At 58.9% G+C, this 17,695-nt stretch carries 21 protein-coding genes and 1 tRNA gene; 14 read left to right on the forward strand and 8 right to left on the reverse strand.

The window, feature by feature from the left end; genetic code table 11:
• Positions 1 to 31 precede the first annotated feature (31 nt).
• Positions 32 to 532 (forward strand): Lrp/AsnC family transcriptional regulator, encoded by a 501-nt coding sequence (locus tag JWS10_RS09000; protein ID WP_299473781.1) that lies wholly within the window; start codon positions 32 to 34, stop codon positions 530 to 532.
• A 366-nt stretch (positions 533 to 898) separates the two neighbouring features.
• On the opposite strand, the gene JWS10_RS09005 is transcribed toward JWS10_RS09000, so the two are convergent.
• The 4 genes from JWS10_RS09005 to lgt form a co-directional block, all read right to left on the reverse strand.
• Entirely contained in the window at positions 899 to 1,045 is a 147-nt protein-coding gene (locus JWS10_RS09005; RefSeq protein ID WP_299506530.1) for a hypothetical protein, read from the reverse strand.
• Between the two features lie 135 nt (positions 1,046 to 1,180).
• Positions 1,181 to 1,930: a peptidoglycan editing factor PgeF gene (gene pgeF, locus JWS10_RS09010; protein ID WP_299506532.1), complete on the reverse strand. Its 750-nt coding sequence runs from the start codon at positions 1,928 to 1,930 to the stop codon at positions 1,181 to 1,183.
• Positions 1,930 to 2,979, reverse strand: a complete 1,050-nt coding sequence (locus JWS10_RS09015; protein ID WP_299506534.1) for an SAM-dependent methyltransferase — start codon at positions 2,977 to 2,979, stop codon at positions 1,930 to 1,932. The genes pgeF and JWS10_RS09015 overlap by 1 nt, the downstream gene beginning before the upstream one ends.
• On the reverse strand, positions 2,976 to 3,881 hold the full coding sequence (gene lgt, locus JWS10_RS09020; protein WP_299506536.1) for a prolipoprotein diacylglyceryl transferase: 906 nt from the start codon (positions 3,879 to 3,881) through the stop codon (positions 2,976 to 2,978). The genes JWS10_RS09015 and lgt overlap by 4 nt, the downstream gene beginning before the upstream one ends.
• Before the next feature lie 132 nt (positions 3,882 to 4,013).
• Between lgt and JWS10_RS09025 the strand changes: the two genes are divergently transcribed.
• The 11 genes from JWS10_RS09025 (at position 4,014) to JWS10_RS09075 (ending at position 12,949) form a co-directional block, all read left to right on the forward strand.
• Entirely contained in the window at positions 4,014 to 4,259 is a 246-nt protein-coding gene (locus JWS10_RS09025) for an accessory factor UbiK family protein (protein ID WP_299473766.1), read from the forward strand.
• A 489-nt stretch (positions 4,260 to 4,748) separates the two neighbouring features.
• Positions 4,749 to 6,005 (forward strand): site-specific integrase, encoded by a 1,257-nt coding sequence (locus JWS10_RS09030; RefSeq protein WP_299506539.1) that lies wholly within the window; start codon positions 4,749 to 4,751, stop codon positions 6,003 to 6,005.
• A gap of 248 nt (positions 6,006 to 6,253) precedes the next feature.
• Positions 6,254 to 6,454, forward strand: coding sequence for a transcriptional regulator (locus tag JWS10_RS09035; protein WP_299506542.1), 201 nt, complete (start codon positions 6,254 to 6,256; stop codon positions 6,452 to 6,454).
• A 99-nt stretch (positions 6,455 to 6,553) separates the two neighbouring features.
• Positions 6,554 to 7,201, forward strand: a complete 648-nt coding sequence (locus JWS10_RS09040) for a hypothetical protein (RefSeq protein WP_299506545.1) — start codon at positions 6,554 to 6,556, stop codon at positions 7,199 to 7,201.
• 100 nt (positions 7,202 to 7,301) lie between these two features.
• Positions 7,302 to 8,816, forward strand: coding sequence for a terminase TerL endonuclease subunit (locus JWS10_RS09045; protein WP_299506548.1), 1,515 nt, complete (start codon positions 7,302 to 7,304; stop codon positions 8,814 to 8,816).
• Entirely contained in the window at positions 8,807 to 9,148 is a 342-nt protein-coding gene (locus tag JWS10_RS09050; RefSeq protein WP_299506551.1) for an HNH endonuclease signature motif containing protein, read from the forward strand. Before JWS10_RS09045 ends, JWS10_RS09050 begins: the two co-directional genes overlap by 10 nt.
• Positions 9,133 to 10,398: a phage major capsid protein gene (locus JWS10_RS09055; protein ID WP_299506554.1), complete on the forward strand. Its 1,266-nt coding sequence runs from the start codon at positions 9,133 to 9,135 to the stop codon at positions 10,396 to 10,398. The genes JWS10_RS09050 and JWS10_RS09055 overlap by 16 nt, the downstream gene beginning before the upstream one ends.
• 1 nt (position 10,399) lies before the next feature.
• Positions 10,400 to 11,014, forward strand: a complete 615-nt coding sequence (locus tag JWS10_RS09060) for an HK97 family phage prohead protease (RefSeq protein WP_299506557.1) — start codon at positions 10,400 to 10,402, stop codon at positions 11,012 to 11,014.
• Positions 11,014 to 11,553 carry a hypothetical protein gene (locus JWS10_RS09065; RefSeq protein ID WP_299506560.1) on the forward strand — a complete coding sequence of 180 codons (540 nt, stop codon included), beginning with the start codon at positions 11,014 to 11,016 and terminating at the stop codon, positions 11,551 to 11,553. The genes JWS10_RS09060 and JWS10_RS09065 overlap by 1 nt, the downstream gene beginning before the upstream one ends.
• Positions 11,553 to 12,620 (forward strand): phage portal protein, encoded by a 1,068-nt coding sequence (locus tag JWS10_RS09070; protein ID WP_299506562.1) that lies wholly within the window; start codon positions 11,553 to 11,555, stop codon positions 12,618 to 12,620. The genes JWS10_RS09065 and JWS10_RS09070 overlap by 1 nt, the downstream gene beginning before the upstream one ends.
• Positions 12,617 to 12,949 (forward strand): hypothetical protein, encoded by a 333-nt coding sequence (locus JWS10_RS09075; protein WP_299506564.1) that lies wholly within the window; start codon positions 12,617 to 12,619, stop codon positions 12,947 to 12,949. Before JWS10_RS09070 ends, JWS10_RS09075 begins: the two co-directional genes overlap by 4 nt.
• Positions 12,950 to 13,333: 384 nt before the next feature.
• Here the strand turns inward: JWS10_RS09075 and JWS10_RS09080 are convergent, their stop codons facing one another.
• From JWS10_RS09080 to JWS10_RS09090, 3 genes are all read right to left on the reverse strand, one after another.
• Positions 13,334 to 13,939 carry a DUF6680 family protein gene (locus tag JWS10_RS09080; RefSeq protein WP_366943526.1) on the reverse strand — a complete coding sequence of 202 codons (606 nt, stop codon included), beginning with the start codon at positions 13,937 to 13,939 and terminating at the stop codon, positions 13,334 to 13,336.
• Positions 13,940 to 14,102: 163 nt separating this feature from the next.
• A tRNA-Ala gene (locus tag JWS10_RS09085) sits at positions 14,103 to 14,178 on the reverse strand.
• A 143-nt stretch (positions 14,179 to 14,321) separates the two neighbouring features.
• A complete protein-coding gene (locus tag JWS10_RS09090) occupies positions 14,322 to 14,660 on the reverse strand; it encodes a TIGR02300 family protein (protein WP_299473763.1) in 339 nt (112 codons plus the stop codon).
• 185 nt (positions 14,661 to 14,845) lie between these two features.
• Here JWS10_RS09090 and JWS10_RS09095 point away from each other — a divergent pair, with 185 nt between their 5' ends.
• Both JWS10_RS09095 and JWS10_RS09100 read left to right on the forward strand, forming a co-directional pair.
• Positions 14,846 to 15,553, forward strand: coding sequence for a SprT family zinc-dependent metalloprotease (locus tag JWS10_RS09095; RefSeq protein WP_299506568.1), 708 nt, complete (start codon positions 14,846 to 14,848; stop codon positions 15,551 to 15,553).
• A 30-nt stretch (positions 15,554 to 15,583) separates the two neighbouring features.
• Positions 15,584 to 16,249, forward strand: a complete 666-nt coding sequence (locus tag JWS10_RS09100) for a GntR family transcriptional regulator (RefSeq protein WP_299506571.1) — start codon at positions 15,584 to 15,586, stop codon at positions 16,247 to 16,249.
• 19 nt (positions 16,250 to 16,268) lie between these two features.
• Here JWS10_RS09100 and lpdA read toward each other — a convergent pair whose 3' ends face one another.
• Complete coding sequence (gene lpdA / locus JWS10_RS09105; protein ID WP_299506573.1) at positions 16,269 to 17,657, reverse strand: dihydrolipoyl dehydrogenase; 1,389 nt, start codon at positions 17,655 to 17,657, stop codon at positions 16,269 to 16,271.
• Between the last annotated feature and the right edge of the window lie 38 nt (positions 17,658 to 17,695).

Here is a 17,695-nt window from a genome sequence, read left to right on the forward strand (position 1 = left end):
CCTAGATACTGGCAAAAAAAAGGAGGCCGGTATGGCTGGCACTAAACTTGATCCGATTGACCGCCGTATTCTTGCCGAACTGCAAGCGGATGGCCGGATGACCAATGTGGAGCTCGCCAGCCGGGTGGGTATTTCAGCGCCGCCGTGTTTGCGTCGGGTGCGCACGCTGGAGGAAGCGGGCTATATCAAGGGCTATCACGCCGATATTGACAGCCGCGAGATGGGATTTGAGGTTCAGGTGTTTGCGATGGTGCGGCTGCAAAGCCAAGCTGAGGCGGACCTGTCAACCTTTGAGGGCCGCTGCCGTGCGTGGCCGTTGGTGCGTGAATGTCATATGCTGAACGGCGAGATTGATTTCATCTTGAAATGCGTCGCACCGGATTTGTCGAGCTTTCAGCTGTTCCTCACCGAGCAGTTGCTGAAGGCTGAGAACGTCGCGAATGTGAAAACCTCGCTGGTGATCCGTTGCGCCAAAGACGAGCCGGGGCTGCCGTTTGATGTGCTGGAAGCGCGGTTGGCGAAGCGGCCTTAAATCTTGATGGCGGAAATGTAGAGGCGGCCCCTTGATGGTGCCAGAGAACACCGGGGCCGCCTTAACTGAGCATCCACAGATCGACATGCATCGAACTGGAGCGATGAAGGGGGGGCCGACAGGTGTTACCCCGCTAGGTCTTACCACGCCCGTCACCGCCTGTTTTCACAGAGGGACATCTGTAAGGCCAAACATGGCGGAAACGCGTTCGACTGTCAAAGTTTATTCTTAATTGACATGCGGTTACGGCGTGATCTGCATGTTCATGCATGATTGTTGATGCTGGCGGCACAATGATGAATTGGCGCGGGATGAACGCAACGAAGCCGGGCTATGTTCCGGCCTTTTGCGCGAATCGGATCGGTTTTAGCGCGCGGCCTGCGCGCGGGTTTTAGCGGGCGCGGCTTTCATTGCCTCGGGGCGACTGCGTTGGCTGCGTGCCCATGGCAGAACTTGTTTCAAATCGGTGCTCACTGCGATTGCGGATTTGAGCCAGCGGGGTGGTTTTTTCATAGGTCGCCTCCTTCGCAGGTTATTGGTGCGTTGACGAGGTTTTGCCAGTGGTTTGCGGCGCGGTTTGGGCCGGAAACGGAGCGGATTAAGGAAAGTTCGTGCGGCTTTGGTTGAATTGTGGCGGGGTGCGCGACTTTAGAGCCGGATCACCGATAGCAAGCGGCCATAATCGGCCTCGCCTGCGTGGGTGGTGCGACGGTAGGAAAAAAACCGCGATGCATCCGAGAACGTGCAGTGGCGCGTCCATTCTGCATGGCCAACGCCAGCTTCACGCAATCGCCACACGCCAAAGCCGGGCAAGTCAAAGAGCACGCGGTCGCCTTTGCCTTGGGCGAAGAAACGACGGGTTTCGGGCTCGTCATCGGTGAAGGTTTCAAAAAACTCGGGCCCGACTTCATAGGCGGATTGGCTGATGCAGGGGCCAACCACGGCGGTAATATTTGCGCGCGTGGCCCCTAAAGCCTCCATCGCGACAACGGTGGCTTCCAGCACACCGTCTTTCGCACCGCGCCAACCAGCATGGGCAGCACCAATCACATGGGCTTTGATATCGGCGAACAGCACCGGCTGACAATCGGCGGTCAGGATGGCCAAGCCCAACCCCGGCGTGGCAGTGACCATCGCATCCGCTTGCGGGCGGATCAGCCGGGGCGCAGTGATGGTGACGGCATCGGGGGAGTGGACCTGATGCACCGAAACCAGATGATCGGGAGCTAGATCTAAAGCCTCGGCGACGCGGGCGCGATTGATTGCCACTGCCTCGGCTTGATCGGTAGAACCGGTGCCACAATTCAGGCCAGCGAAAATGCCAGACGAAGCGCCGCCCTTGCGGGTGAAAAACCCGTGGCGGGTGCTAAGGGCGTCGGAGGTGATGATTTCAAGCATCAGGCGAATCCGGGGGGCTTGGGACAATCACTTGGGTAAATGGTCAGAACTTTGAACAACTTTCCCATTTCTTCGGGCGCGGTCAAGCGGTGCGTGGCTGCGTTATGTTGGATGAGGGTGTTCCCGCCGAGTTCCCGCGCGAGATGTGCGGCGCGGTGATGGATGCCAAGGGCTGTCAGCAATTGGCCTTGGGTCGTGTAGGCGTAAGATTTGGCGTGGGCTGCAAGGGCGGCAAAATCCACATGTGCGGTAAGGTCAGCCTCGCCGGGTTCTGCAAGCGGATCTGTGAAGCGGTGGGATTTGAGGGCTTGGAAGGTATCGCCGCGTGAGATCCAGTCGCCGTAATCAAGGATAAGGGCGGCACCGCCATGGGTTTCGATTCGCGTGGCGATGGTTTGCATAATGCCGCTCGCGGAGGGGCAGATTTCTACGGTGTCCCCCGGCGTCGTATCCGTAACGCGATGATCGAGCATGGAAATCGGCATCGGGGCGGATTTGCCAAAGCTCAAGTGGCTTTCTTTGACGCCGACGAGAGTTTCGGCCCAGCCCTGTCTGGCGCGGGTGAATTGCCGGATCGGTAGGGCGTCAAAGAATTCATTGGCAAGCAGGTAAAGCGGCGTGTCACCTGGCGCAAGATGATCGGCCCATTGCGCCGGGTGGTCGCCAAGCGTGAGGCGCTGACGGGCGCGTAATGTGGCCGAGGCTTCAACCAACAGCACTTCGGCTGCGGCATGGAACCCCGGTACTGCTTTGGTGGCGCGCAAAACATCCGCCATCAGGGTGCCGCGACCAGGGCCAAGCTCGGCGAGCGTGAAGCGGGAAGGTGCGCCTTGGTCAAGCCAAGTCTGCGCAAGGCAAAGCCCGAGCAGTTCGCCAAACATCTGGCTGATCTCGGGGGCGGTGGTGAAATCACCGCTTACGCCGAAGGGGTCGCGGGTCGCGTAATAACCGTGCTGAGGGTGCAGCAGACACTCGGCCATGTAGTCGGCCAGTGTGATCGGGCCAGTGGCCATGATCCGCCGGATCAGCAGGCCCGCGAGCGGAGTCACGCGGGTTTTGCTTTGGCGGGTTGGAATGTGGTCGGTTTGGCTTTGGCAATGAACCAGATGCCAGCCGCAATCATTGGCAGCGTCAGGATTTGCCCCATGGTCAGCCCATAGCCCCCAGCGTGCAGCGCCAGCCCGAGCGGGTTGCCTTCTGAGACGAATTGCGCGTCGGGTTGCCGGACAAACTCGACCACAAACCGCGCCACGCCGTAGCCCGCGTAAAACAGCCCCGCGATTTTGCCGGGGGTCTTCAGCCAGCCACGCTGCCAGATCAAGTAGCTGAGCACGATCAGCAGCAGCAGACCCTCAAGCGCGGCCTCATACAACTGGCTGGGGTGACGGGCGCAGACGGTAAAGACGCCGGGGCAGATCTGTGCAGCTTCTCCCGGGAAGGCAACGCCCCAAGGCAGGCTGGTCGGGCGGCCCCAAAGCTCGGCATTGATGAAATTGGCAATCCGGCCCAACAGCAGACCGATCGGCACCACGGCGGCCATCAGATCCGCGACTGGCAGCATCGGGATGTTCTCGCGCTTACAAAACCAGATGCCCGCAACCATCACGCCAAGAAAGCCGCCGTGGAACGACATGCCGCCTTCCCACACGCGCAGGATTTGCCCTGGGTTTTGCAAAAAATGTCCGGGTTGGTAGAAGATCACATAGCCCAAACGCCCGCCCAAAATGACGCCGAAGATCACCCAAGTCAGCAGGCGCTCCACCGCCTCGGCCGTCAGGGGTGCCGGGCCAGACCATAGTCGGGGCGTGTTGATCATCTGCACGATCAGCTTCCAGCCCGCCAACAGCCCGACGATATAGGCCAAAGCATACCAGCGCAGCGTCAGCGTCATTGGACCCAATGGGATCGAGAAGATATCCGGCGACAGGTTCGGGAAGGCGATATAGGACATTTGGCTTCCTGTAATTTGCCTTGCGTTGTCGGCAAGCGTGGCTCTGTTGTCAACGTCGCTTCGCGACAGATCGCCATCTTGTGCGTGGGCCTTCGGAGCATCATATAGAACACGAGCGAAAGGAGGCCCCAAATGACGGCCGGAAACAAATTTTTTGACGATGTATCAAAGCTGATGACCAATGCGATGGGTGTGGCGCAGGGCGCCAAGTCTGAGGCGGAAACCGCGATGAAAGGTTTTGTGGATCGCTGGCTTGCAGATCGCGACTTTGTGACCCGCGAAGAGTTCGACGCGGTGCGGCTGATGGCGCAAAAAGCGCGCGAAGAGAATGCAGCGCTGTTGGCGCGGATTGTGGCGCTTGAGGGCAAGCAAGGCTAACCTGCGGGTTTCGCTTTGTAGGTAGTGTAAGCGGCAGTGCCGTGTTGCTGTTACGGTTGCCGCGAGCGCGCAACGTTTGTTGTAGCGCGTCGGCATACGTCAAGCCGCCGTTCGTCACGGTCGGCGTGACGCGATGCCCATGGTCACCGGCACCCGGCGCGACAGGGGGACAGTGCCACGACACCTCTGCGCATTCCCGCAATCGAAAGAGCCTCGCGATTGCGAGGCTATCTTTCATTAACGCGCTGATTTGTTTGGTGGAGCCAATGAGGATCGAACTCATGACCTCTTGAATGCCATTCAGAAAGCGGGCCTAAACTAGGCCTAACATATCAAAACATCATAACAATAATTTCCCATTGTTTTTCAGCAATTTATCCATAATGTTATGAGAAGTTATAACGCTTGGGGAACAGTGTCTATCGGGTCGTGTGTTCCCCGGTCTGTTCCCCCAAGCGACCTTTTGACTATGCATATGGGCTCCATGACATGAAATTGACCGCTCCGACCGTAGAGAAACTCAAGCCGACGGATAAGAGGCAGGAAATATCTGACACGCTATGTGTCGGCCTTTACCTTGTGGTGCAGACCACTGGCAGCAAAGGCTGGCAGGTTCGATATAGAACGGCTGGCGTTCATCGGCGCATGACCCTCGGGCCGTATCCGCTAGTCAGCTTGGCAGAGGCACGGGATAGGGCAAGGGCTGCTCTGTTGGCCGCAACTAGTGGGCTAGATCCGGCAGCAACAGCAAAGGCGGCAAAAGCGACGCCGGTGGAAATCGATGGGCGCAACTTGGTGAAAAACGTTATCGCCGAATTTTTGAAACGTCATGCAATTCACAATCGCCGGGCCGATGACGTGGCCGCGATGTTTCGGCGCGAAATCATCCCGATGTGGGGCGATAAGGATATTCACGAGATCGGCAAGCGTGACCTTATCGAGGTGCTTGACGCCATAGTTGATCGAGGCAGTCCTATCACGGCAAACAGGCTGCTTGCGCACATTCGCACGGTTTGGACTTGGGCGGTTGGCCGGGGTATCATCGCGGCGTCTCCGTTCGCCGGGATCAAACCGCCGTCAAAGGAAAAGTCGCGCGATCGCGTTCTCACGGATGAAGAAATCGTGTGGCTATGGCAGGCGTGCGAACGGATGGGCCAGCCCTTCGGTGCGCTCTATCGGTTTCTCTTGCTCACTGGCCAGCGGTTGCGTGAGGGTGCCGAAATGACCGAAGGCGAGATGAGGGGCAGTCTCTGGACCATCCCTGCGGCGCGGGTGAAAAATGAAGACGAACACACTTTGCCGATTTCGGAGGCGGCTGCGGCAGTTCTATCAAGCGTGGACCGCATCAAAGGCAAGGCCGGGTATATTTTCACTACGACAGGCCTAAGTCCGGTGTCGGGTTTCACGCGGGCAAAAGGGCGGCTGGATAGCCTGATGCAGGAAATCGCAAACGCGGGCCGGGTCGAAGGGGCAGAGCCGATCGCTATCCCGCCCTTCACAATCCATGATCTGCGCCGCACCTGTGCCAGCGGGATGGCAGGCCTTCGCTTTCCGCCGCATGTGGTCGAGGCGGTGTTAAACCATCGCAGCGGCACCCGGCGCGGCGTTGCCGGTGTCTATAACCGATATGACATGGCCGACGAAAAGCAGCAGGCGCTCGAGGCTTGGGGCCGCTATGTGATCGGTTTGGTCGAGGGCGAAGCAAATAACGTAGTCAAAATACGCGCGGCGACTTCATTGCAATAAATCGTGATGCAAGGTGGAATATCGCTATTAGCGATTAATCAAAAAGGCGCAATCTTTAATATATTAAGGCAAGGCCATGATTTCCTTGTATCGCGCTTGAAAGATCACTTGAAACGTCGTCGCTATTAGCGATTATATCATTGTTTGCCAAATAGTTATGATGATGGCGCATCGAAAAAATCACTTGCCGTGATATGGGCCGACCATAAATAAGGTTCACACGTTCTAACAGGGAATGGATGTGAACCATGGCTTCCAAATTAATTACGGCAACGGTAGTGCGCGAAACGCTTGGTGGTGTTTCCGATATGACCCTTTGGCGCTGGATACATGATCCGGCGATGAACTTTCCTGCGCCTGTCCGCATTCAGTCCCGACGGTATTGGCATGAAGACGAATTGCGCTCTTGGATTGAGAGCCGGTCTGTCTCGCAGGTCGCGGCGGAGTGATCTGAAATGAGGCACAAAAGCACTCGCCCGCATCGTGACTATGCCGCGATTCCAAACGCTGCAGTGCGCGACGAACGCCTATCGATCGAGGCGCGCGGGATGCTGGCCTTGCTGATGACCTACTCCGATGAATGGGAGTTTCATCCTGAGCATCTTCAAAGAGTTGCGAGAATTGGTCGAGATCAGTTTCGGCGGATCATGGGCGAATTGAAGTGCGCTGGTTATGTCAATCGGGAAACAATGCGAACGGCTGACGGTCGAGTAACGGGCTCGCAGTGGGTGTTGTTGGATGTCTCGAACCCGCCGCCTGAAAACCAGTCAGCAGCAGAACTGCCGCCTGAAAAGGCGGCTGCGGGTAAGCCTATTGTCGGTGAACCCGTCCCTATAAGAAGACCAAAAGAAAAAGAAGAAAAAGAAGAAAAGAATATTGTATCAAACCAATCTCGGAAGGTTTTCTTTCCAGAAGATTGGGCACCCTCTGATGTTCTCGGCAGATGGGCAGCGGCGCAGGGCTTTGACCAAGATGAGATCGCCAATCAGGTAATTCACTGCATCGCTCATAACAGTGCTCACGGTCGTCTGTTTAAAGACCTCGATGCCGCGTTCAAGTCTTGGCTGATGAAGGCACTGGAGTTCAGAAGCCATGCTAAGCCGAAGACACCGCCGCCTGCAAACGGCCCGCTCAACGACCCGCAGATTGCCTCGATAGTTCGGCAACTCGCAGCCAAGAACGGGAGGCGAGCATGAACAACGTGAGCGGTTTGGTCCCAATGCCCCGCGTTTCTGGTGGAGAGGGCGTCGTGGGTCTGGGTTATCTCTTCGCGCTGTGCGGCGATGGGGGTGCAAAATGAACGCCGCCACAAAAGCCATCAGGTTCCTTGAAACCCTGACAATCCCAGAGGGGCCGAAATCGGGGCAGGCCATAAAGCTGGCACCGTTCCAAAAGCAATTCGTCAAGGGTGCCTTGGCTGATGGAATCAACGTCGCGGTTTTGTCGATCGGTAGGGGCAACGCAAAAACCGCACTTTCGGCGGGCATCGCTCTGGGTGCTGTCATCGGGGAATGGGACCGGCAGCCGAAGCGAGAAATCATCATCGCGGCGCGGACCCGTGATCAGGGGCGGATTGCCTTTGATTTTGCGGTGGGTTTCATGCGCGGTCTGCCTGATACGGTGCAGGCACAATTCACGGTAAGGCGCTCTCCCCGACTCGAGATAGAGTATCATGGCGACGGCGGCGGGCACCTGATCCGGGTTATCGCGGCTGATGGTAAGTCTGCCTTGGGCGGCGCTCCGACGCTGATTATCATGGATGAACGGGGACATTGGCAGGCTGATCAGGGTGACGCACTCGAGCAAGCCTTGCTTTCTGGCATGGGCAAGCGTGGCGGGCGGGCGCTGATCATTTCCACCTCGGCTGCGGATGATGCGCATCCGTTTTCGCTTTGGCTCGATCAGGAACAGGCTGGCGTCTATCGGCAGGAACACCGCCCGCCACCCGGCTTGCCTGCTGATGATGTGGAAAGCCTCAAGCTGGCAAACCCCGGCGCGGCGGCTGGCATCGGCGCTTCGCTGGAATGGTTGCAGGCGCAGGCTCGGCGGGCGATTGCGCGCGGCGGTTCCACCCTGACCGCCTTCCGACTCTACAACCGCAACGAACGGGTTTCCGGCGAGACGCGCGACGTTCTGCTGACGGTGGATGAATGGTTGTCCTGCGAAGTCGCAGCACTGCCGCCCCGGCAAGGGTTTGTCGTGATCGGCATCGACTTGGGCGGCTCGGCATCCATGACGGCGGCGGCGTTCTATTGGCCGGAAACCGGGCGGCTTGAATGCCTCGGCACCTTCCCTTCGCGACCTTCCTTGCTGGACCGGGGGCAGAATGACGGTGTGTCGGGCCGCTATGTCGAAATGAAGGATCGGGGCGAACTCTCTACCTTGGGCGATGCGACGGTGCCTGTTGCGGCTTGGCTGCGGGAAGTGATGGCGCATGTCGAGGGTGAGCCTGTCGCGGCTCTGACTGCCGACCGATACAAGCAAGCGGAACTTGGCGAGGCCATTGATAGCGCTGGCATCCGCGCGCCGATCATCTGGCGCGGGCAAGGCTTCAAAGATGGTGGCGAGGATTGCGAACGTTTCCGGCGCGCGGCCTATGACGGCAAGGTTAAAGCCTCTCCGTCGCTGCTGTTGCGCTCCGCCTTTGCCGATGCTGTCACCCTGCGCGATCCGGCGAACAACCTAAAACTTGCCAAGGCGCGCTCCACGGGGCGCATCGACGCGGCGGCGGCAACTGTGCTGGCCGTGGCCGAAGGTGCGCGCATGACGGGCCGCCCCGCGAAGAAATCAGGGGGCCTGACATGGCTTTGAAAGATTATGCCCGGCATTCAGCCAAGGTTACCAAAACGCAGCGTTGGAAGGCGCTGCGCGTCATGGCGCTCGAGCGTGACGGATGGGTCTGCGTGCAATGTGGCGAGCGGCGCTGGCTCGAGGTGGATCACATCCAGCCGGTTCGCGAACGTCCCGACCTGTCGTTTGACCTGGCTAATTTGCAGTGCCTTTGCGGGCGGTGCCATGCCCGGAAAACCCGTATCGAAATCGGCCTCGGCCGACCGAACCCCGCGCGAGAAGCGTGGAAAAAACTGGTCCGCGATTTGGACCGCAACCCAGAAACGGAAAAGTTAAAATGCTTGATTCAGTGAAGATCTCGCGCCGCCAAAGTGAAATCCGGCAAGCGCTTGCCGGTGTGGTCGGGAAGGTTACCCCGACCGAAGACGAAACCCGTTCGATGGAAACGATGGACGCGGAGTATCGCACCAACGAAACCCGCTATCGGGCCGCGCTGATTGCCGAAGACGGCGAACGTCGCGAGGCTGGTGTGGAACTCGAAACCCGCTCCGAACGTGAATTATCAGAACTGATCGCAGGCTTTGAACTGCGGCAGGTGGCGCTTGCGCTGGACGAGGGCCGGGCGCTTACAGGACGCACGCTTGAGGTGGTGCAAGAGTTGCGCGCAGCCGGCGGTTTCCGGGGTGTTCCGGTGCCATGGCAAGCGCTCGAGCGGCGCGCGGGCGAAACCATTGCCAGCGGCACGCCCAACCCGCTGCAAACTCGCCCGATCATTGACCGCATTTTCCCTGACTCGGTAGCGGCGCGGATGGGTGCGGCAATGATCAGTATTCCTTCGGGCGCGGTTGAATGGCCTGTGACTACCTCGGCAGTCTCTGCCGCGTGGCAGGCAACTGAAACTGGCGGTGTGGGCGGGCCGACCGCATACGCCACCACCGATAAGGCTCTCGCGCCGAATAATACACTTGGCATCGGGATGAAACTCACCCGCAAGACCCTGCTGCAAAGCGGTGCTGCGCTCGAGGAAGCCATTCGTCGCGACATGAACGGGGCAATCGGACAGGCGCTTGATCAGGCGGTGTTCCTCGGCACTGGTTCCTCAGGCCAACCTTTGGGCGTTATTCCGGGTGTTGCGACCTACGGTATCACTAGCACCGCAATCGCAGCGGTTGCCACATGGGCGGTGTTCCGGGCCGCTGTTGCGCGCTTCATGGCGTCCAATGCCGCAGGGTCGCCCGATGCGGTGAAGCTGCTAATCCGCCCGGAGGTGTGGTCCTACATGGACGGCGTGCTGATCACTAGCACTGCCGTGTCGGAGTGGGACCGGATGATTGCAAACATCCCAGCGGCGAATATCGCAATGTCACCAAACGCTCTGGCTGCCCCTACCGGCTCGCCATTGGCCTGCACCGCCTTGCTGGCCACAAACACCGGCGGGGTTGCTCCGATCTTCATAGGGGCTTGGGGAGCGGTCGACCTGATCCGGGATCCGTTCTCGGATGCACAATCGGGAGGTCTGCGGCTTACGGCGCTGGCGACCATGGACGTAACTGTTGCGCGCGGTGCGCAACTGGAAGTCCTGACCGGCGTGCGGGTGGCCTGATATGATGTATGGCGGCGCAGGCATAGACGGGCTCGAACTTCGGACGGCGCGCGATGGTTCGCGCCGCCTCTCTGGTCGCTTTCCTTATGGGAAGCGAGCGGTCCTTTCGGACGGCGGCAAGAATGGCCGTCCCCGCAAAGAGCAATTTGCTCCGAAGGCGTTTGCCTATCGGGTCAACAAAGCCGACGAGGATATTCATATCCTTGTCGGTCACGACTATGACAGACCTCTTGCATCGCGGGGGGCCGGGACACTCGATCTGAAAGACACCGAAGACGCGTTGCTGTTCGATGCGCTGATCAAGCCTGAAATGGCGGAAGTGTCCTATGTCCGGGATTTCTTTGCGGCATTCTCAGCTGGTTTGATTGGTGGGATTAGTCCGGGTTTCAGGATACCCCCGGAACAAACGGTGCCAAATGCGGAACGTGTCGATGAAGAAAATCCGCGCGAGGGCCGCGCCCTGATCCGCACTGTCTTTGCGGCGTTGCTCTACGAAATCTCGATGGTCACTGTTCCCGCCTACAAGGAAACCCAAGTCGAAGCGCGTAGCTGGACGCCCGATACGGTCTTGTCGGAATCCGGCCTGCATCGCACGCTCAATCGGTGGAGGGCATGATGGCTGCCACATTGCAACAGATCGAAGGCGTTCCGGCGGCTTGGCCTACCGTTCCGGCCGGGTTGTCAGTCGAGGCGAACGCCTTGGATCCGGCATTTGTTTGGGGGCGAATTGAGCCCTATACAACCTGCCGATTCACCTCTCGATCGGTGGCTTGGGTGGTCGAGGGGCCGGGTGAGTGGATGCCACCTCTGGCGCCTGCAACCGTTGCCGCGGTCGAGGGGTGGACAGGCATGGCGTGGGCCGCGGTGGTCCTCAATCCCTCTCCCTTGGGTGGCTATGACTTGCCCGCTGTTGGCCCCTATCGCTTTACTGGCACGGCGGGCGGGGGCGTTGTGCCTGCACCTGTCTCCGAAGCATACCGACGGCTTGCCGAATACTTCGGCGCTCCGAATGATTCACCGCCGGGCTCTGCCGATATGCAATCTGCGATCGGACCGATTTCAGAAAATATCTCACGGCAGGCGACTTGGCTTGCGCGGGCAATGATTAACAGCGGCGCGGCCGATTTGCTTCGCCCTTATCGGAGGGCTGCATAATGTGGCCGTTCAAACGAAAAACTGAAACCCGATCGAGCGGTTCGGGCTATACGGCAGACGTCATGGCGGCGCGGGCGTCCTACATCGCCGGGGCGTCAGGCTTGGGTGAAATGACTGCCACAGAGCAGGCTAGTGTGAGCCTCTGGGAAGCGGCCTTTGCGGCGGCAACGGTATCCGGCACTGATATGCTTGACCGACGCAGCATGGCCTTGCTTGCGCGATCGGTAGCGTTGCGCGGCGAAGCGGTGTTTCTGATCCGTGAAACTGGCCTAGTGGCCTGCGGCGACTGGGACGTATCGACGCGCGACGGCATTCCACGCGCCTATCGGGTGAGCCTGTCGGAAGCTGGCGGCGCACAATCGGATATCGTCTTGGCGGCAGAGGTGCTGCATCTGCGGATAGGGTCGGACTCGGTGGCACCTTGGACCGGGACGCCACCTCTGCGCCGATCTTCTTTGACAGGCGGCCTGTTGCACATACTCGAGGCGGCACTGTCGGAGGTTTACGCGACCGCGCCGCTTGGATCTCAGATCGTCCCATTCCCGGAGTCGTCGGAGATAGAAAAAGAACAGATTGGCCGTGCTTTTAGAGGAACGCGCGGCAGGGTGATCTTGCGCGACTCCGTGACGGTTTCGGCGGCTGGTGGTCCCGCGCCGGCACAAGATTGGAGCCCCAATCCGTTGAGTCCTGACATGCAAAAGACTATGGCGCTGCAAACGCTCGAGGCGGCGCGGGATGCAATCTGCATGGCCTTCGGAGTCCTGCCTTCTCTGGCAAATTCTGCGGCCACGGGTCCAGCGATACGCGAGGGCCAAAGGCATCTGGCGACGTGGGTGTTGCAGCCGATCGCCGCACTTTTGGCAGAGGAAGCAACTGCAAAGCTGGGCGGGCTGGTGGACATAGATGTGATCATGCCGCTGCAAGCCTTCGATGTCGGCGGCCGGGCGCGCGCGTTTAGCACCTTTGTTGAGGCGATCGCCAAGGCGAAGGATGCGGGCCTCACTGCCTCTGAAACCGACGCAGCGCTGAAATGGGTCACTCTGGCCGAAAATGATGGGAAGGCATGACAATGAAAGCGATACGGGAAATCGAGGCGATGCTTAACGAACTGGACCTATTTGGGCGCACGGCCGTTGATCTCACAATCATCTGCTGTCTGCATGGTAACGTTGCTATGGCAGAGGCGATTGCAGCGGCGGCTCCCGGCTTGGTAAGGCGGCCGGAAGATCCTGACTTACCATTGCCCGATGAGGCCCCTTGGCAGCGACTCAAGGCCTGTGTGAGTGAAGACGAACATCATGCTTGGGCGCAATTTATGTTCGCGGCGATGAACGCCTGCGATCAGGCCATGACAGATCGGGTGCAGGCGCTTGTGGTCCGACGCTGTGCAAACTGATGCACGGGGGCGAACGGCGGCTTTGGTTAAGCGTCTTGCTGGGAGGCCTGCGCGATGCGGCAGAGGGCAAAGATCCGTTTTGGCCGTGGTCCAGCAACTTTGCAGAAGTTTGCGATTTGGCTGATCTGCATCCGGGCCGCGTCCTGCTGACATATGAAATCAGCAAGGCTAAGGGCTGGCATTTCAAAGTTAAAGGATAGGGCGGGTTGCGCCTTGGGTTCTTCCTTATTCCCTAAAGCAGCTGGGTTGGGCGGGTGTGCCAAAACTCCGCCAAGGCACGGTCTTGGATCGAGATTGGTGTCAGGAATGCCCTGTCACGCGGGATGCTGGCAGAGACAGTAGCGCCGGGGCCGGGATGGTCCCGGCTGCACCTGTCCTACCGCCCTATGGGCCGTTATCTGGCACCGGCTGATCTTGTGCTGGAACCCTAAGTTTATCGCCCCATAAGGCCAGAGAGATGCTGTTCGACTGCTCTATCGCTTCAGCAATACGTGGCCAAGCTTTCATTGCCTGAATTAACATCTCCTCACGATTCACAAAGCCCCGCGAAACATATCCGTCGCTCTTGAGCGTATCGGGCGTAACGCCCAGAATATCTAAGGTCTGCGCCATGGCGGCAATAAGCTGGTTTTGGTGGAGGGTCGTTATTTCGTTGTGCTTTGCAACTTCTGTCGCGTCCATTTCGTCAACTTTAGAATTAACCGTCGCGAGATAAGTCTTGTGTGCGAGCAAAACTTTATCGTTGCCTCTGAACTCAAGTGGGATCATCGCGATCGCAGTTTGATAGTCTGGGTTGGCGGGAATTAGACGAGTGTTCATGAGCATTCTAAGAAGTCGCTCTTGGAGGTCGCGCCGCGTCTGTCGACCTGCAATCCACGGGGAAATCCATACCGCTGTTAGAATAGCAAACAACATTCCAAGTGCCGTAACCCCCGCGTTCAACCAATCAGCGGGCGTGATTCCAAAAAAGTCGGTCGGGGGCTGCACCATCTGGTCGACGCTTTCTGCGTTACTTCGGAGTTCGGCTTACCATGGACGGAAAATATTTGTTTTGCCAAGGGGATCGAAAAATGCGTTGTTCCCCCCGTGTTCCCCAGAATGAAAACAGCCCCGCGACTGCGAGGCTAACTTTCGTGTAAGTCTTTGATTTGTTTGGTGGAGCCAATGAGGATCGAACTCATGACCTCTTGAATGCCATTCAAGCGCTCTCCCATCTGAGCTATGGCCCCATCCTTGTCACGACGTTGGGCGCGCCGTGTGTCTTCGTCGCCGCTGTTTAGGGGAGGGCGCGAGGGCGTGCAAGTGGAAAAATGCAGCCCTCGCACGCGCCTCAAACGGATTGGCCTCGCCTTGAACGGCGTGGCTCAGTGTCTTAAACGTCTTCTTCGTCACCGGCGACATCGGTCAGATCATCGAGTGACACGGTGTCGTCTGCATCATCTTCCAGCAGTTCGTCGTCGAGTTCTGCATCGTCGGCGACGCCTGCAACCAGCAGATCATCATCAGCTTCCAGATCATCGACCAGAACCGCATCATCATCTTTTTCAGGCTGAACGCGCGCGATTACAGCGGCGGCCATTTTGCGGCGTGCCGATTCGATGTCTACAACCTCACCCGTGTAGGGGCTGACGATTGGAGTGCGGTTCAGGTCGTAAAAGCGCTTGCCGGTGGTTGGGCACACGCGCTTGGTTCCCCATTCTGCCAATGGCATGGTTTTCCCCTTGTTCAGGCTGGCCCTTTCGGGCTGTCAATTCGGAATGCAGTCGCTTGCCACAGCCTTGGGCGACTGTCAAAGGCTTTTGCAGAGGTTGCAGCTTTTGCAGTGCTTAAGGCCCGTAGCAGCGGTTGCGGCTGGCTTGCAGATAGGTATGCTGCGAGCCCATGTCCAGAGGTGCCATGCTGCTGTTGCCCGGTCCACCACCCATAGAGATCACATTGCGCCGAAACGCTCGGGCGCGGCGGTTTTCCTTGCGCGTATCGCAAGTGAATGGTGCGGTGACGTTGTCTTTGCCTAACCGCGCCCGCGAATCTGACGCTGTAGCGTTTGCCCGCGCGCAAGAGGGCTGGATCAGGGCGGCAGTGGCGCGGATGCCGCCGCTGGTTGGGGTCGGCATTGGCTCGGTTCTTCCGATGGAGGGTCGGCTGTTGCGGTTGGAAATCGGCGCGGGCCGTTCGGTGCGCATTGAAGGCGATTCGTTGATTGTGCCGGGCGATGCAGCGCGGGCGGCGGCGCGGGTTTCTGCATTTCTGAAGGTTCAGGCGCGCAATCGGCTGGTGGCTGCGTCAGATCACTATGCCGGGTTAATCGGCCGCAAGCTTGCCCGGGTGACGCTGCGCGATACGCGGTCGCGCTGGGGGTCTTGCACCTCGGACGGTGCGCTGATGTATTCGTGGCGGCTGATCATGGCACCGCCGCGCGTGCTGAATTATGTGGCGGCGCATGAGGTCGCGCATATGCTGGAGATGAACCATTCAGATCGGTTCTGGGCGGTGGTGCAGCGGCTGTTTCCGGGCTGGCAGGCCGAGCGGGCTTGGTTAAAGCGTGAGGGTGGCGCGTTGCAGGCGATCCGGTTTGATGCCGGTTTTGACGCCGATGGGGATTGACCGTTGGCGCATTGGGGTGCTTGTTTAGGTATGTCGATTGAACCCCGCCCAATATCGCCGCGACTGGCTGATCCCAATGCCGCGGCGCATGAGCGGGTGTATCGCACGCTGCGCCAGCAGGTTTTGCATGGCGAATTGGCGCCCGGGCAGGCGATGACTTTGCGTGGGATTGCGGCGCAATTTGGGGTGTCCATGACGCCCGCGCGTGATGCGGTGCGGCGGTTGGTGGCGGAGGGTGCATTTACCATGTCATCCTCGGGGCGAATTTCGACGCCGGAACTGACGCCGGAGCGCATTGAAGAACTCGCCGCGATCCGCGCGATGTTGGAGCCGGAGATGGCGGCGCGGGCGCTGCCTCGGGCGCATTTCGCGCTGATTGATCGGCTTGCTGCAATCAACGCGCTGAACCAAGAGGCGGTGATGAACCAAGATGCGGTGGGCTATGTGCGCACCAATCTGGAGTTTCACCGCACGTTGTATCTGCGCGCCCAAACCCCTGCGATGTTGGCTTTGTGTGAGACGGTGTGGCTACAGCTTGGGCCGACGATGCGGGCTTTATACCAGAAGTTGCGTCGCAGGGACATGCCGCAGCACCACCGGATGATTTTGGCGGCGCTGCGGGCGGGGGATGAGCCGGGATTGCGGCTGGCTGTTCGCACCGATGTGACGCAGGGATTGCGGCATTTGGCGAGCTAGGGTGTTGGACGAAATTGGGTCAGGCGTGGATGGCACCGTCACCGCAGGCTAGGGCTGCTTCGCGCACAGCCTCGCTATATGTAGGGTGAGCGTGGCAAGTTAGGGCTAGGTCTTGTGCCGATGCGCCAAACTCCATTGCTACACAAACCTCGTGGATCAGGTCGCCTGCGCCGGGGCCGATGATGTGGCAGCCGAGGATACGGTCGGTGGTGGCGTCGGCGAGCATTTTCACGAAACCTTCGGCTTGGAACACCGCTTTTGCCCGCGCGTTGCCCATGAAGGGGAATTTGCCGACTTTGTAGGCGCGGCCTTGTTCTTTGAGCTGTTCTTCGGTTGCCCCTACGGATGAAACCTCTGGCATGGTGTATATCACGCCTGGGATGACGGAATAGTTAACGTGGCCGGCTTTGCCCGCCATGATCTCGGCCAAGGCCATGCCTTCGTCTTCGGCTTTATGCGCCAGCATTGGGCCTGTGATCGCATCGCCGATAGCATACAAGCCGTTGATATTGGTTGCAAAATGCGCGTCGGTTTTGACTTGGCCGCGTGGTAGCATCTCGACCCCCAGCGCCTCTAGCCCCAAGCCTTTGACGTAGGGTTTGCGGCCTGTGGCGACCAGAACGACCTCAGCTTCTAGGCTGGCTTCGGTGTCATTTTTGCGCAATTTGTAGGTGACTTTGGCGGTTCCGTCTTTGGTTTCAACACCTTGCACGGCGGCACCCAAGATGAACTTAAAGCCTTGTTTCGTCAGGATTTTCTGGAAGCTTTTCGCGACTTCGGCGTCCATGCCGGGGGTGATCGCGTCAAGATATTCGACCACGGTGACTTCAGTGCCAAGCCGTGCGTAGACCGAGCCCATTTCCAGACCGATCACGCCAGCGCCGATTACCACCATGGTTTTTGGGATCGAAGGCAGCGTCAAAGCGCCGGTGGAGCTGACCACAATCGTCTCATCCACGGTGACGCCGGGGAGGGTCGATGGCTCGGAACCCGTTGCAATCACGATGTTTTTCGCCTCGTGCACCTCATCGCCGATCTGCACCTTTCCCGGGGCGGGGATGGTGGCCCAGCCTTTCAGCCAAGTGATTTTGTTCTTCTTGAACAGAAACTCGATGCCCTTGGTGTTGCCGTTTACCACGTCTTGTTTGTAGGCTTGCATCTTGACCCAATCGACGCTCGGAGCACCGCCCATCAGGCCCATTTTCTCAAAGTTTTCATGGACTTCGTGCAAGCTGTGCGTCGCGTGCAGCAGGGCTTTTGACGGGATGCAGCCGATGTTCAGGCAGGTGCCGCCAAGGGTTTCGCGGCCCTCAACCACGGCTACATTCAGGCCCAGTTGAGCGGCGCGAATGGCGCAAACGTAGCCGCCGGGGCCGGAACCGATGATGATTGCGTCAAAGCTAGCCATGAATTTCGTCCTTTGGATGGGGCATTTTAACAAGAGGT

It is taken from the genome of Cypionkella sp., assembly GCF_028290025.1.
GTDB lineage: Bacteria > Pseudomonadota > Alphaproteobacteria > Rhodobacterales > Rhodobacteraceae > Cypionkella.